9 protein-coding genes are annotated in these 15653 nt (G+C 49.2%); 5 read left to right on the top strand and 4 right to left on the bottom strand.

The genetic code is table 11. The features are described 5' to 3' along the window. Positions 1–11 precede the first annotated feature (11 nt). From J7438_RS08505 to J7438_RS08495, 3 genes are all read left to right on the top strand, one after another. Positions 12–194, top strand: coding sequence for a hypothetical protein (locus J7438_RS08505; RefSeq protein ID WP_209276212.1), 183 nt, complete (start codon positions 12–14; stop codon positions 192–194). A 68-nt stretch (positions 195–262) separates the two neighbouring features. Then, a complete protein-coding gene (locus J7438_RS08500; protein ID WP_209276211.1) occupies positions 263–664 on the top strand; it encodes a hypothetical protein in 402 nt (133 codons plus the stop codon). Between the two features lie 498 nt (positions 665–1162). Continuing rightward, entirely contained in the window at positions 1163–4174 is a 3012-nt protein-coding gene (locus J7438_RS08495) for a PilC/PilY family type IV pilus protein (protein WP_353620107.1), read from the top strand. Between the two features lie 252 nt (positions 4175–4426). Here the strand turns inward: J7438_RS08495 and J7438_RS08490 are convergent, their stop codons facing one another. Genes J7438_RS08490 through J7438_RS08480 form a run of 3 tightly spaced genes read right to left on the bottom strand, consistent with a single transcriptional unit; the run spans position 4427 to position 8357 of the window. Further along, complete coding sequence (locus tag J7438_RS08490; RefSeq protein ID WP_209276209.1) at positions 4427–5269, bottom strand: dimethyl sulfoxide reductase anchor subunit family protein; 843 nt, start codon at positions 5267–5269, stop codon at positions 4427–4429. A 2-nt stretch (positions 5270–5271) separates the two neighbouring features. Then, positions 5272–5892 carry a DMSO/selenate family reductase complex B subunit gene (locus J7438_RS08485; RefSeq protein WP_209276227.1) on the bottom strand — a complete coding sequence of 207 codons (621 nt, stop codon included), beginning with the start codon at positions 5890–5892 and terminating at the stop codon, positions 5272–5274. 35 nt (positions 5893–5927) lie between these two features. Further along, positions 5928–8357 (bottom strand): DMSO/selenate family reductase complex A subunit, encoded by a 2430-nt coding sequence (locus J7438_RS08480; protein WP_209276208.1) that lies wholly within the window; start codon positions 8355–8357, stop codon positions 5928–5930. Between the two features lie 454 nt (positions 8358–8811). Between J7438_RS08480 and J7438_RS08475 the strand changes: the two genes are divergently transcribed. Next, positions 8812–12051 carry a hypothetical protein gene (locus J7438_RS08475; protein ID WP_209276207.1) on the top strand — a complete coding sequence of 1080 codons (3240 nt, stop codon included), beginning with the start codon at positions 8812–8814 and terminating at the stop codon, positions 12049–12051. On the opposite strand, the gene J7438_RS08470 is transcribed toward J7438_RS08475, so the two are convergent. Beyond that, entirely contained in the window at positions 12048–13652 is a 1605-nt protein-coding gene (locus tag J7438_RS08470; RefSeq protein ID WP_209276206.1) for a glycosyltransferase, read from the bottom strand. The genes J7438_RS08475 and J7438_RS08470 overlap by 4 nt on opposite strands. A 704-nt stretch (positions 13653–14356) precedes the next feature. Between J7438_RS08470 and J7438_RS27635 the strand changes: the two genes are divergently transcribed. Then, entirely contained in the window at positions 14357–14785 is a 429-nt protein-coding gene (locus J7438_RS27635; protein ID WP_209200684.1) for an HNH endonuclease family protein, read from the top strand. The last annotated feature ends 868 nt before the right edge of the window (positions 14786–15653 follow it).

The raw sequence follows: 15653 nt of genomic DNA, 5'->3' as shown, positions 1-15653 counted from the left end.
TTTCTGGCTAAGTGAGCAGTTACTATCCAAGGCGCAACGCAGGCAGCATAGTCGTAGCCGCGGTACATGGCGTGGCACGGTTGCAGGTGGTTAATGGTGTTGTTTCCAGGGGGACTGCCGATATTGTTCGGTACATGATGGCTGCTGCCGTCAGTGATAAGAAGCTTGTTCGGGGAATCAATATGCTGGTCTGATTTACCAGATCGAGAACAATGCCATCATTGAAATGGTGCCCGGTCAGGCCGGGGCATAGGGGTGATTTATGTTACTAAGCAAACACCATGATAGTCATGTCCGCTACTGGCTGTTGGCTGCCATGACAGGAATATGGCTGTCATGCCATGCGGTCCATGGCCACGCAGCGGGCAGGCAAGTTGACCAGGAGTTCGGCAAGATAGAAGTGGAATTTCGCAATGAGTCAAGCGGCCTGATCTGGGCCTACCCCTGTGAAACCTGTCTGCCAAAACGTTTGGTCTTTGACCAGCGGTTGCAAGTGGGCAGGCTAGGCGCTGGCAGTCAGAAGGCAACCTTGCAGGACCTGCGTGACCTGGAGGACTCCCGGGACTCCCCGGGGCAGCCTGCGTTGGTGATCTGGATTGAAAATACAGCTCAAGCCTTGCAGGTTCTGTTGATCACACCACCGCAGAGTTCGACACCGGAGTAAGGAACTGTCCTGGAAAAATTTTCCCGGTTCTGTTCGGACTGAGCCTGAGGAAGTTCGGTGTCTCCCCCCTTCGACTGCTCAGGGTAAACGGAACAGGGAAGTTATCAAAGGGCAATTTCCATGTTAGTCAATTGTGGCTATTGCCTGAAAAAATATCACCCGTCGTATATATGAACATTGGCCAGAGCATGAGTGGGCACAACAAAAGAACAGTGGATAACAATGTCAGGAATGTTTAGCAACGATTATTCAAAATATGAATGTTCAGAATACTCGCAGACAATCTCTCGATGGTTATGGGCGTCAGGGTGTTTTCTGCTCTCCCTGATTTTATCTTGTGAACTGGCGGCAAATGATATTGATCTGTTTGTTGCCGACCTTCCCTCTGAAGCCCAGCCCAATGTGATGCTGATTATGGATACATCGGCGAGCATGGGCACGAGGAACTTGGAATGTGGTGGTGTTTTTGGGTTTTGTCAGTATTCTGGCCCCTCCCGCATGGATGTAGCCAAGCAAGTGGCCAAAGACTTTATCAGTGATGCACAGAATATCAACATCAGTGTAATGAGATTTAACTATGATGAGGGCGGCAGCGTTATATTCGCATCTCAAGATATTGACACTGGCCGACAGGGAGCTATGAATGCCATTGACAGTTTGATTCCCAATGGCTTTTCACCAATGGCTGAAACGTTGTACGAAGCCTACCTTTATTTTTCGGGGCAGAAAACAAAATTCGCGTGGAACCCCCTGAGCATTGATTTCAATGCCTATTCGATTCCAGGCGTGCAGTATCGTTCCCCCATTGTCACAGAGTGCCAAAAGAACAATTTCATCCTGCTGACTGATGGTGCACCGGCGTTTGATACCAGTGCTGATGTTGACATTGAGCGGTTGATCGCGGGTAAGACCATGCCGGATCATTTGCACCATGATTGCCACGAATGCCTTAATGAAATTATCTGGTATATGGCCAATTACGATGTTAACAGCCATTTTGATGGCGACCAGAACGTCTTCTTAAGCGTTATTGGCTTTGGTGAAATGGATCAATGGTCGTCAGATGTACTGGCCAATTCCGTCAGGGCCGGTAACGGGAAGTACTACCGGGCCGAGGATGCCAGCCAGCTGAGTCAGGCGTTTGCCGATATTATGGTTCGGGTCAATTCGGAATCCACTTCATTTGCCGCACCGACCGTCCCCGTCAATGCTTTTAACTCCCTTGAGTCCACCGATGAGCTTTTCTACACCGTTTTTGCCCCTAGCTCCGGGCCAGACTGGACGGGCAATCTGAAACGTTACCGTTTGGGTGATGATAATCAGATATACGATGCCAACGGGAATCTGGCCATTGATCCGGTGACTGGCTTTTTTTCTGACAATGCCCAGAGTTTTTGGAGCGCTGCCCCGGATGGTAAAGTCGTTACAGCCGGTGGGGCTGCGTCGCATTTGGATCCGGAGCGACCGGTTTATACCAATTTATCTGGCGACAGGGATGTAGAGCTGTCAAGCGGTTCGAATAGGGTCCACGAACACAATGTTCCTTCTTTTTCTGACGGAACTCTGGGCGTCGCTGGTGTATATAAGAAGATGACGCTGCTGCAGTGGGCACGGGGCCTTGATATGGATGACGACGATGGCGATGGTGTATTTTTTGAACCACGGTTCAGTATGGGTGACCCTATTCATACTCAGCCGGTCATTGTTACTTATAACCCTTGGGGGGGGAACGGTAATGTGGATCAAACCGTTTTTTTTACCACCAATGATGGTTTTCTCCATGCTGTGGATGCCTCCAGTGGGTACACTACTTTCTCGTTCATTCCCAGGAAATTGCTGGGCAACCTGCGAATGTACCGGGAGGGGACGGTTCGCCCGGCGATATCCGGTGCGCCAACCTCGGATTCACAGTGTGTGTGGAATTACCAGGTACCCGGTGCCTGTGTGCCGGCCCGTTATTGTGAATACAGGTTTGAGTGGGGAGATTTAAACCTGAGCGAGAGTTGTCGTGTTATCCCCCCGACACCCACGAACGATGATGAATGCGATTGGGATTGGGCAAAATGGAAGTGTGCACATCCTGAGTATTGTAAATGGCATTACAACGGTCTCTTTACTGGCGACACTGTTTGTGACATCAGACCCAGGCATGAATGGCCACCTCCACCACCGGAGCCCGACCCTGGCAGAGCCAAAATATATGGCATGGATGGACCGATAACTGTCTTTTTCAGGGACTGGAACAGCGATGGCAACATAACGGATGGTCATGGGCATGCCTACTTATTCCTGACCATGCGCAGGGGGGGCAGTAATATCTATTCTCTGGACGTCACTAACCGGAATACCCCGAAGCTTAGATGGGTTATCAAAGGGGATGTGGATTCCAATAACAAGGCTGACGACGATCCATCCAGAAATCCCGACTTTCCGGAGCTGGGGCAAACCTGGTCAAAGGCGCAGTTAACAAAGGTCAAGTGGCTGGGGTCTGAAAGGCACGTGTTACTGTTTGGTGGTGGCTATGACGAAGATGCTGACCAACAAGTAAAAATTGAGGAAAACGACATAGGCCGGGCAATATATATGGTCGATGCCTATACCGGTGAAATGCTTTGGCATGCCGGCAAAAACGGTAAGCTGAGCATCCCGGAAATGAAATACAGTATTCCGGCAGATCTGACATTGGTTGATATTAACCAGGATGGCCTGACCGATTACTTTTATGCGGTGGATATTGGCGGTCAGGTGTTCCGTGTTGATATCAATCACGATAACGCCGGGTCCTGGAATTTCGCCAATGGTGGTCTGATCGCCCAATTGGCAGGCCAGTCTGAAGTGGATGCCCGGCGGTTTTTTGAGGCACCCACCGTGGCCATTGACAGCAAACGCGAATATCTCAATATCGCCATCGGCAGCGGTACCCGCCCCGACCCCATGAATACGGTGGTGGAGGATCGTATGTATGTGATTCGTGACCGCAATATCTTTAACAAGCCGACCACTTACCGGTATGCCAACGGTGGGGTCATTACTGAGTGGTCACTGTACGATGCGACCTCCAACATCATTCAACACGGTAACCAGTGGGATAAAAATGCGGCACTGGGCTCTTTGAGCGGAGCTGCTGGCTGGTTTATGAGACTGGAAGATCCCGGCGAGAAAATCCTGGGCCGGGCCTCACTGATCAATGGCATGCTGCTGTTTACCTCTTTTGTTCCGCAAGTTTCCTCTAACAGCTGTAATCCGGGCGTCGGGCTCAATTATTTTTATGCGGTGAATATTGAGGATGGTACTAGCGTATTGAATGTATCCGTTATGGAGGGTATGGGCTCGCACGGTAGAAGAATGATACTGAGCAATCGTTCAATGTCACCTCAGCCCTCAGTGATCTCCAAGGGCGGAGAAATGAAGGTGTGCATCGGTTCTGAATGTCTTGTCAGTGAAGACCGGCGTTTGGAACCGGCCAACTTGAAACGTATAAAGCGAAGTTTCTGGAGAGAAAACCGGTGAACAGTAGAGGGTGTACACTGACAAACCATAAGAAAACTCACCAGAGAAGCCATATATAATGCATGAAAGGGGAGCTTTAAGTGCCTACCCGCAAAAAGAGAAGCCTTAGGGTGATTTTGGTTCCCCATAGTGGGCTTCTTCAGCGGGTAAAAGATCCAGCGGAGAACCTGAAAAGCCCTCTATAGGGATTTTCAGGCTATTATGCATATAGCTGCAGGTATCCTATGTTTGTTTAAATAATAATTATATTGATCACATAGGCGACATATGCAGGTCATAGAAGAAGATACGACCACACAGTTCAGCTGTGAGCACCAGGACGGTACTCACCCCTGCCAGACCTGCCGCTGAGTTATTACCACGAGTGGCAGCCATCACCCAAACGCCCAGACCAGCAAACAGCAGACCGAGACGGGCCAGCATCAGACGACCGTGGTAGTCAAACAGACCCAGCGGGTTAGCAGGCAGGTCAACCTGACCCAGCCAGAACAGGTACAGCGGGTATCCCACCAGCACCAGACCCAGGGTGATAAAACCCAGGGTGGTCAGTGCACGATCAGCGTTTTTCTGGAATGCACCCAAAGAGGCCGACTGACTTCTCAGCATCAGTGCCGCCGCCGGGATACCCACCACAAAAGCGGTCATAACAAACTGGAAGATGGTCCAGCCGCTGTTCCAGGCAGGTACCGTGGCCAGGCTGTAAACATTGGCAATGGCCAGCAGTAACAGAATACCCAGAACCATGGCTCCCGCCAGAACCAGCTTCTGCAACTTTGCCAGGATACCGAAGTGCACCATGGCCACATAAGTGAAGACAGCACCACCAAACAGCGAAGTGGTGATAATCTCAACACTCAGTGCAGACAGATGTTCCAGACCAAAAATGACATTCATGGCTCGCAATGGCTGACCCAGGTGAGTCATGGCCGCAGCGCCGGAGACACCCAGCAGCACCAGAACCACCATCAGCAGTTTATTCAGCAGCTGTTGACGGTTGGTATCACTGTTCGCCATCAGCAGGCAGGCGAGCACCAGGAACAGGCCAACGGTGCCCTGTGCCAGCACCGTAAAAAATACCAGTGGCAACTCATGCATGGTTATACCTCCCGTGTGTTCATAATGCGTCCGGTCTTGTCGCCGGAAGGTTTGGCGTGGCGACTCGCCTTCATCACCAGCGATGGCTCAGTGAGAGAAGAGTCCGGCAGTGGCGCAATATCCGCTTCTGTGCCGTATTTGGCACGCAGCTCATCAATCGGACCAAAATCCAGGGCACGCAGCGGGCAGGATTCGATACAGATCGGCTGCTTGCCCTGCTCAACCCGGTCGAAACAGCCATCACACTTGGTCATGACTTTCTTCTCGGCATCAAACTGCGGTGCGCCGTAGGGGCAGGCCATTTCACAGTAACGGCAGCCAACACAGACGTCGGCGTTAACCACCACCAGGCCGTCCTGGTCACGCTTATGCATGGCTCCGGTTGGGCAGGCCTTGGAACAGGCTGGTTTGGCACAGTGGTTACAGCTGATGGAGGTGTAATAGGCAAACACATCCTGGGCATAGGTGCCGTCTTCGTTCTGAAACCAGCTACCACCGCCGTATTCATAAACCCGGCGCCAGTTCACGCCGACTTTCAGGTCATTCTCATCTTTGCACGACAATTGACAGGTTTTGCAGCCCGTACACTTGGCCGTGTCGACATAAAATCCCAACTGTTTCATCGAGAGTTGCTTCATCGAACGTTATTCCTATCCTGTTATGCCCTGGCAATTTCAACCAGATTGGTGTGCATCGGGTTACCCTTGGACAGCGGCGTACTGCGCTGAGTGGTCAGCACGTTGAATGAGCCACCACGGTCAACACCGTCTTTACCCGGTGCGTACCAGGCACCTTCTGCCAGGGCAGCAACACCCGGCATAATCCGGGGGCTGACTTTAGCCGGAATCCGGGTCTCACCACGGTCATTCCAGACTTTCAGCATGTCGCCATCTTTGATTCCCCGGGCCTGTGCATCTGCCGGGTTCAGCCATACGGCATCCGTCACTGCTTCACGCAGGAAAGCGACGTTATGGTATGTGGAGTGCACACGGCCCTTGGTGTGAAAACCAATCAGCTGCAACGGATACTTCTCAGTCAGCGGATCCAGATGGCTTTCCCAGGTGGTGACATACTGTGGCAACGGTGTCACCACATCCCCTTCCGGCAGCTCCCATTCAGCGGCAATGGTCGCCAGTTGTTCGGAGTAAATTTCGATTTTTCCGGATGGGGTACCCAGAGGATTGTTCACAGGATCCTTACGGAAATCTTCCAGAGCGATACGAATATGCTTCGGTGCCAGCTGTTTGTAGGGTCCGTCACGACGCAGGTCTTCCAGTGTTGGCACCTGAGGCTGTTCTTTACGCATCTGTTCGTACAGTTCCGCCACCCACTGCTCATGGGTCTTGCCTTCTGTGTACTGAGCCTCCAGACCAAAGCGCCTGGCAATACCTGCACAGATGTCGTATGCACTGCGGCACTCGTACATCGGGGCAATAGCAGGCACCAGCGGAATCACCGCCCCCAGACTGCCCGAGGCATAGCCGTTGCTGGCCACTTCATAATTTTCAATGGTGGTGATATCCGGCAGCAGAATGTCCGCGAACCGTGCGGTGGGTGTCATATGGTTTTCAAACACCAGGATAAACTCACACAGGCTCTCATCAGACAGGATCTCTTTGGTCCGGTTGATATCAGAGTGCTGGTTAACCGTGATATTGCCCGCATATTGCCAGATGAATTTGATCGGATTCTTCAGTGACGTGCCGCCCTGCAGAGCATCGGTCTTATCCGTCATTTCATGGTGACGATGAATCGCATCCGTCCATTTGAAGAATGGAATCGCCGTCTTAATCGGGTTGGTACCCATGGGCAGGGTTTTCACCGGGAAGCCATAGTTGCCTGGCATTTCGCCGGTGTTGGTGCCGGCAAGGCCAATATTGCCGGTCAGAATTGGCAGCATGCAGATGGCACGGCTCGCCTGTTCACCGTTGGCCTGACGCTGAATACCGGTACCCTGAATAATGTAGGCAGGTTTGGCCCTGCCAATGTCCCGGGCCAGCTGAATGATTTTTTTCGCTGGAATACCGGTAATTTTTGCCGCCCACTCCGGGGTTTTCTCGATGCCATCCGCACCCTGGCCCAGAATGTGCGCTTTGTAGTGGCCATTCTTCGGTGCACTGGCTGGCAGCGTTTTTTCATCGTAGCCAACACAGAACTTCTCGAGGAATGCTTCATCCACCATCTTCTCGTTGATCAGCACCCAGGCCATGGCTTCTACCAGGGCAGCATCGGTCCCCGGGCGGATTGGAATCCACTCAGACTCTTTGCCCAGCATGGTGTCGGTATAACGCGGGTCAATGATAATGGTGCGCACATTTTTGCTGTTCACCGAGTTGATGTGCTCGTAGATTTCCCCACCGCCACTCATGCGGGTCTCTGCCGGGTTGTAACCAAACATGACCAGCAATTCTGCATTGGCGATTTCACTGGTAAAACTACCGAACGCCGCTGGACGTCCACCGCCGTAAGTAAACGGCAGAGCACGTTGAATCTGTCCCCAGCTGTAATTACCGTAGTAAGGCAGAAAGCCACCGAGCATATTCAGCAGGCGCTTGGAGGCAAAAGGACCGTCGGTTTTATAGCCCTGGGTTCCGGAGCCATACTGATAATAGATCGCATCGTTTCCGTAAGTATCGATGGTGTACTGCAACTGTCTGGCGATGGTATCCAGCGCCTCATCCCAGCTGATGCGCTCAAAGCGACCTTCCCCACGCTTGCCAACCCGCTTCATGGGGTATTTCAGACGATCAGGGTTGTATACCCGTTGCTTGATGGAGCGACCGCGCAGACAGGCGCGAATCTGATGATCACCGTATACGTCATCGCCCCGGTTATCCGACTCAACATGGGTGATAATGCCATCTTTGGTATGCACCTGGAGAGGACAGCGGCTGCCACAGTTCACCATACAGGCAGACCAGGTCACCTTGTCTTCAGCGGCTTTTGCCTGCGTTGAATCCGTTGCCATGGCTTTCAGAGGCAGTGCATTGCCAGCGACAACAGCGGCACTGCCCGCAGCAGTTCCCCACTTGATAAACGTTCTTCGCTTGATGACAGACGACAGCGCACTATCGAGAAGTTTCTTCATTTATTTTACCGTTATCACTAAAACCGGAAACCAGCACACAAACAGGTAGTGTTACCCCTGACAAAATGCATATCTGTACAAATAATGAACTGGTGAAATAGTGATGATAATACGAGCTGGTCAACAAACAACCGATTGACCTGGATCAATTTTTTGCAGGGTTTGAGGCAATTACTGAAGAGGGTAGGAACTTATTCGAGCACGCTACAGAGCACGGCGCACCATGTCATTGATAATGATTATTGATGACAAAACTGTGCTGCACTGCCACTTCGGTGGCATGGCTGCGGCAGTACTTCCTCCGCTGAGCCTTACATGACACCTGCCCGGACTGCCAGATTACGGGGAACCTTTCGATATTTTCGGTGTCTGAAGTTTGTGCTCATTTCACTCAGGCGGAGCCATACTCCCGTGCAGTCCGATATACGATTTTAAATTCAGTGAGACCATTGATATGTCCATACCTCAGGCGGAAGCAAGCATTGGTTCGTCAGGATTTCATCCATCACCGGCAGGCGGCAAGAGAGAGGAATTTAATCCTGTTGCCGCATTCAGTCAGTTTGGCGGGATGATGGTTCGTGTTGTCAATGCATTACAAGCTGCCGGTTCAGGCGATCAATACAGGCCAGTGAGTTTACTGTCACCCGGTGCCCAATATGCAATAGAAGCCAGGCGACCGGATCAATTTGGAACCAGGCCAGACCAGGTCATTACGGTTCTGAAACCTGCACCCGGCTGCCATATGCTCTGGGCTTTTAAAAAAGATGTCTGTTCGAATGCCTCGGGGGAACCGTGCAGCAAGTTCACATACACCAAGAAAATTACCAGCTGGCGTGTTTTGGAAGAGAAAATAGTAGAGAGTTATCGCAGAAAGCATTCCCTGTTTAGCAGATCACCTTTAACCTCAGGACACCTTGGTGTGAATGGCTATTTACTGCACCAACCGACTGAACGGTTCATTACAGGAGCAGGCAAATATCCGGAAATTCTCTGTCACATTAATTTTGACCGCATGCACTATGGCTATCTTCTGGACTTTACCAGGGAGTTTTCTTTTCGCCGTCTTGAAGAAGTCATGGGCAATATTCTGACGCTTGAGCAAAATAAAGGTAACGCGTCCGGTGATGAGTTCCGTGAGCCTGTAAAACTGTGCCTGTACAACAGTCATCAGGGGGTGTTGTCTCCCCCGGTGGAAATCAGCCGCACACAAGCGCTAATGCTGCGGCGAAACATTCGTGCCTTCTCTCAATACGGCAACTTCACTGGTCAGGAACTCAGGCTTTACCAGTTATTGAGTCAGTCCGGTGGTGAACGATTTCTGCAGCTGCTGAAAAATATTCCGGAGCAGGTCAGCACGGTATCAGCCAGTGTCAAGGCGCTTGGTACCGACATCAAAGCCATCCTGACAGCCATCGAGAACTGTGATTCAGCAACATTCTTAAGCGAACTTCCAGCCCGGGCGGACGGGGTCAACAGTAAAGTGGGTTTACCGAAGATATTACTGGAAGCCTTGCTTGAGCAGACCCCGTTTCATAAACACTTTCCCTGGCTATATTATGATTTCGAAATACACGACAAGGACTCTAGCTGGGACTACATTTTCGAGCAGGTTAGACCCACCTTTGCCGCACAAGCGGTCATCTGCCGGGAGCTATTAAATAACAAATTGTTTGTTCCCTATTTATTAGGGTACAAGGAATCAACACCTATCCACTGTAATCCGCTGGTGTGTTGCCTGCTCATCGCTTACGGCGCAAGAATCTATCTCAATTATCAAACATCAACCCAGCTTGCAGATCATCTTGAAATATTAACATCTGCCAATCATTTTCTCCGGGCGAATCTGTTGACCAACGATGAAGCCAAAGCCATTCGTAACGAGGTGCTGTGGGAACTTCTTTGCAATGATGGGGACGGCCCAGTAGCTAAACATTATATGATAGCAAACAGGGTATCGATCCTGAAAAAAGCATTGCACGAGCATTTGAATCACCGGCAGCTGGCTGGTTCAGATCTACATCGGGAGGCTGTTGGACTGCTTGGCAAGGAGTTTTATCATTGCTTTTTTATCAATGAACCGGTTTATGGGCATGCAGTTAAAGAATTTCTGGAAAATAGATTTTCACCCCTTCGATACAGTGATGAACAGTTACGTGAGCATTTAAAGAGTACAGCGACTCTCAATCGAACCATTGATCAAAGGCTGAGTATTTTTCTGGGGAAATATTACACTTGCAAGCCTGCCGTTGTGGTCCGGCGAAAGGAACAAGGAGAATGCCAGCCGGACTGGCTGGTGAATTTTCTGGCATCACCACCAACCTTTGAAGGCATGGAAATACTGCCTGCTGGCCGTTATAAGTCACTTACCCAGATAATCGGTCAGTATTATTACCAGTTTCCCCATCCCAACAGGGCACAAGCCATCCTGGCGAACGGCACAAAACCCTATTACCGCAAATGGCACGGACTGGATCACGCCCTGCGCACACAGCTGGCCACCGAATTCCTCATGGATAGTAAAGTTTTGCCCGACTTTCATAAGCCATTCCGGGAATTACTACTGAAGCATCCCGAGTTGCAAGAGTTACTGCCCATCGCCGAACTCTACCACGATGCTGTCGCTGAAGATGAGCATAAAGATGTTGAAGAGCTGCGGGCAGCAGAACTGTTTCAGCGTGATATGTCCAGGCTGCAACAGTACCCCGGGCAGCTGGTTACCCTGGTGGCCAGCGCCCTGAGAAACAAAAACTGCAACATGATGGATGCTGAAAATCCGTCGTTCACTCCTGACCACCAATGCTCGGAGGAAGAATTACTGCTGCGTCAGGTGCTGCGCTTTGGGGATATTGTGGATAACCTGCGGGTAAAACCACCACGGGAGGACTTTCCGGCGATCAGGCTGACACCAGACTCAGCAGAAATTGACACCAGTGACATGATCCATGATGGCTATTTTCAGCCAGAAAAGATTGAACTGCTGTCCGTGGTCAACAACCCGGACTTCACCCTGCTGATCCAGTCAGTCATGTTGAGCTTTCGGGATCTGGCCAGCATTACCGGGGGATGGCATCACCAAATGCCCAATCCGTTCACCAGTCAATACCATCTCCCGGTTGATAACCATGAACGACGATTACTGATTGAGCAGGCACCTGATCCCTATCAGTGTTTGCGTGAGTGCCTGAACGATCTGGTCAGGTTCGTTATCGCTGAGAGAGCCGGTATTTCACCTTGCTTCGCAGAACACCACCGGCAGAGTACAGATCCCCCACAGCCTGATTGCTGGGATCCGGATACCGGGTCCGGTGGCGCTTATCGTCGCCTGCACAATGAAGGGGAACTTCGACAAGTCAGGTTACCCGAAGCAATGACCCTGGCAGAAAAGATGATCGTGGTGGCTAATGAACCCGGGCTGGAAAAACGGATGTCGGCTGACATCCGGGGTGCCCTGGAAACTGAGACGAGGCGGCTGCAGGAGAAGGCGATCCTGCCCTCTGTTGGTACCTTGGAACAATCTGAACTGGAGCAGATGCTCCGGCAGCCGGACTCTCCGGGTGCCCGACTGCTCAGTGAGCGCGGCTATTTTGTGAAGTCGAGCGTACATGACGGGAAAATTTTTTACCAAATGATACCCAATTCCACACTTGCAAGGAACTTTTTGCTGCTGCCACCAGAGTATGATGACGAGGCTTAATTAGAAAGAGCATTTTCTATTGAAGTAGTAAATTTCTCCATTGAATGGAAATAACTGGCATGCCTCACAATGTGAGATGATCTTGGCCTTCCGGCTTTTAACTTTTCACTAACTGCCAGGAGAAATGCCTTATCTGTATCTTCTGAGTAATGACCATACTCCGCATTTGAATGAACTTCTGTTCTGCATTCATCGCAAGGAGGAGACGCCTCAGGCAGCCCCCCTACATCAGAGTTGATTACATGCAGCCCCATAGAATTACATTCACCGGCAATCAAGCCTAAGGACTCAGCCAGAGAAGGAATAACGGCATAGTCCGCAACAGCCATTAAGAGTTGCTTATGTTCTTGATTTTTAGTAAGTAAAATGAGGTTATTTCTTGCTGCTTTGGTTTCCTGAATAGCTTGAATAAATGAATCTTTTTCTGTTCCGTTAGAAACAATAAAAAATAGACAATCCAGTTTTTTCACCATATTCAGTACATGCTGTATCCCTTTTTCAAAATGAGGCCTGCCCATAAAAAAAACAATTGGTAAGTTTTTAGCGACTGGGTTCACACACCCTTTGCTATTTAATGGGGGCTTTAAAGGCAATTTTCCAGCAAAGAACAGGTCTCTGAGTTTTGATTTGATATTTTTTTCCGGAGTTCCTTCTAACCCGTATTTTTTGGCGGTAGCACTCAGGCTAAATTTTGATAAATCTGAGCAGCTTTTGATTGAGCTGATTTCCTTTTTGTGAATCCTCAAGAACTTTGATATGAGAGGATGTTTAAATGTCAGAAAAGATTGGGCATATTTCGATACTGTTAAAATTACATCAGCATGTTTAATTGCCCTCTCTCTTGCAGGCTTTTCATAATCCGGTAGCTTGCATAACTTGCTCTCATCCATCTTCATATAGCTCTGGGTTGTATAAACAGGCTTTTTATTGGCCATACAGTCGCTAAAACCCGTGTGGGGACTTAAGCAATGCACCCAGTTGACTTTTTTAACATTTTCGAAGTGATTAATGTATTGAAGGGATCCTCCAAAAAAATGATCATGAATATATACTTTTTCGCTTCCCATTGTTGGTAAAAGCACTTCGTTGACAAATTTTGCAGCTATCTGGTTAAATACACACATTTTTAGAGATATAGCACCACAAGATATCAATCTTTCATCAGAATCATTAATTCCTTGTTCTTTGAAGTAAAGATCCTCTGCCAAAGAGTCTTTGTGTTCTTGCTCTATATTGTATGAATTAATATGCTTTTCAAAATACCTTTTCTGCCTCCCTGTTGGCTGGACTCTATAGACATCACATTCAGGCATATCACTGCACCTTTCAACCAATATTAATTCACCAGAAGAAAGCTGACAGCCAGATGTGATTGATTTTTTTATATCCGTATCCTCTACGAATTCAAGCAGTGGAAGAACCATGATATTTCTACAACTACGCTCGTGAAATGCCTTACAAAAGGTGTTTACAAAAACGCCGTTACCGCCAACAGTGTATCGGTAACCTTCTGTAGAAATGTGTATGTGGTTTTGTTTAACTTTCTGATCATCACTTGGCAGGCATAAACTTGTAACTTGAGTTGATGAAATTGGCTTCATTTAACACTCACTAAATATGCAAGTTTTTATCATTAGGATTAAACAGTAGGTTATTCATTCGATAGTAATCAAATATTTTTATTGCTCAACTCTCGTATTTTAATGTACGAGTGTTTGATAATAAGGAAATGGTCATATAGTAATACAACAAACGTCGCTTTTATTTTCTTTCCCTCTACGCCATTATAGCTTTTAAACGTCCCTGCTTAAAAAATTATATTTATCCGAGTTTGACTCTGTAGACGAACCAGACCAGACGACCATATCAGTCAAACAGGCCCAGTGGGGGCAGGCAGGCCAGTACCGGGAGCAAGTCAACGGTTCCTTGAGCCAGTACCGTACAAGAGGTGGTATTTATTCAATAGTCCTTTTAATGTATTTTGTCGTGTAATATTCAATCCTGTGTTAATTTCTCGATGAAACACCTCCTGATAACGTTTCTGGCACTCTTGAGCACCTCTGTAAATAGTGCAGAACTGGTAAAAAAGAGCAATTCAGGCATCTGTCACGATATCTCTAGCTCCAGCTATGAGAGAACAAAAAACTATACTGCCTTCTACTCTCTCAATGATTGCCTCAGTTCCGGCGGCAGACTTCCTAAAGGATCAGGCTTAAAAAAGTCGAATGCGGCAACGTACCGTCAGAGTCCGGCAAAATATGACCGTTCATATTTTGGTGATTGGGCTGATGAAGACAGGAACTGTATGAACACTCGCCACGAGCTTCTGATGAAGCAGAGTACCAGCGCGATAGATACAGCCGGTAACCAGTGCGCTGTATATCGGGGCAGATGGCTTGATCCCTACACGGGAAAGACGTTTTATGAAGCTCGCCAGGTTGATATCGACCATTTAGTGCCTCTGAGATGGGCCTGGGATCGTGGGGCTAATCAGTGGTCGAAGGCAAAAAGAGTGCAGTTTGCCAATGATGAAGTGAACCTTTTTGCCGTCCAGGCCAGTGTCAACCGCCAGAAAGGGGCATCAGGTGTCCTTGAGTGGTTACCACCTTCGAAGTCTTTCCACTGCCAGTATGTTGCCAGATTCACTCGTGTGGTAAAAAGCTATGGTCTTGTGCTGTCAGACTATGAGCAACGGAAATTCAGGGAATTAGAAGAGGAGAAGTGCCGCGGATAACTTATATTATGTATTTGTCGTTTATTCTCACCATCGCTTAACTGCCTGTGGGCAAGTGAGGTTGCCGTAAAATCCTGAACAACACTTTCCGAAGGTCGGTTCCGATGCACACCCGCAGGGCATAAAAGCCGACTCGAGTCCCTCACCGCCATACCCGGTATAAACCAGAGATCATGGTGCATGGCGGTTAGTTCGGATGTGCATGGTGCTGGCAATTCCCGGGGGGGCATTACGCGGTTATTATAATGATTGGTCCCATATCACGTGGAATTTCTTTCAATTCGACAGTTAATACAGGGGCATGAGAGATAATCGAGGGCATCCCGGGCTGTTGTGTGATTATTCTTGAGCCAATGGAAGGGGTATCATCCTTCCGAATCAAGTGGCAACAGCACGAGCATGCAGCAATTGCTGCAAGACCTGAAACACCTCCTGCTGCCGCGCCTCCCAAAGTGATGAGAGTACTTACCTCGAGAGGTTTTGTACAACATGAACCAAGCATGCCAAGACTACCACCTAACGCTATACCTGAAACACCACAAAGCTTGTAGCTAGCGTGAGCGTCGGGGGGGCATAAGCAATCTTTAGTAGCAGTACATGAGCCTAAAGTGTTCATATTTATTACCTTTTTAGAAATTTATTAGAATATTCCACTATGTGAAATTCCGACATCCGTTGCTTCAGACACTTCTGCTTTTCAACATAGGAAAGTGTCAGATCATCGGGCGTGGCCGAGGACTCTTTTGGTAACGCCCGGGCCGACAAGTACCAATCTCTGGTGAAAGCCGACTCGAGTCCCTCACCGCCATACCCTGTAAAACCCTGAGTTCATGGTGCATGGCGGTTAGTTCGGGTGTGCATGGTGCAG

The organism is Thalassotalea sp. G20_0, assembly GCF_017744175.1.
Classification (GTDB): Bacteria; Pseudomonadota; Gammaproteobacteria; order Pseudomonadales; family Endozoicomonadaceae; genus Endozoicomonas.
The sequence above is the reverse complement of the archived record's forward strand: the minus strand, read 5'-3'. Positions and strand labels throughout refer to the sequence as shown.

Excerpts from the sequence above, each read along its gene's own strand:
- J7438_RS08500 (WP_209276211.1), top strand. The coding sequence starts at position 263 with ATGTTACTAAGCAAACACCATGATAGTCATGTCCGCTACTGGCTGTTG.
- J7438_RS08495 (WP_353620107.1), top strand. The coding sequence starts at position 1,163 with ATGGATGTAGCCAAGCAAGTGGCCAAAGACTTTATCAGTGATGCACAG.
- J7438_RS08490 (WP_209276209.1), bottom strand. The coding sequence starts at position 5,269 with ATGCATGAGTTGCCACTGGTATTTTTTACGGTGCTGGCACAGGGCACC.
- J7438_RS08485 (WP_209276227.1), bottom strand. The coding sequence starts at position 5,892 with ATGAAACAGTTGGGATTTTATGTCGACACGGCCAAGTGTACGGGCTGC.
- J7438_RS08480 (WP_209276208.1), bottom strand. The coding sequence starts at position 8,357 with ATGAAGAAACTTCTCGATAGTGCGCTGTCGTCTGTCATCAAGCGAAGA.
- J7438_RS08475 (WP_209276207.1), top strand. The coding sequence starts at position 8,812 with ATGTCCATACCTCAGGCGGAAGCAAGCATTGGTTCGTCAGGATTTCAT.
- J7438_RS08470 (WP_209276206.1), bottom strand. The coding sequence starts at position 13,652 with ATGAAGCCAATTTCATCAACTCAAGTTACAAGTTTATGCCTGCCAAGT.
- J7438_RS27635 (WP_209200684.1), top strand. The coding sequence starts at position 14,357 with ATGAACACTCGCCACGAGCTTCTGATGAAGCAGAGTACCAGCGCGATA.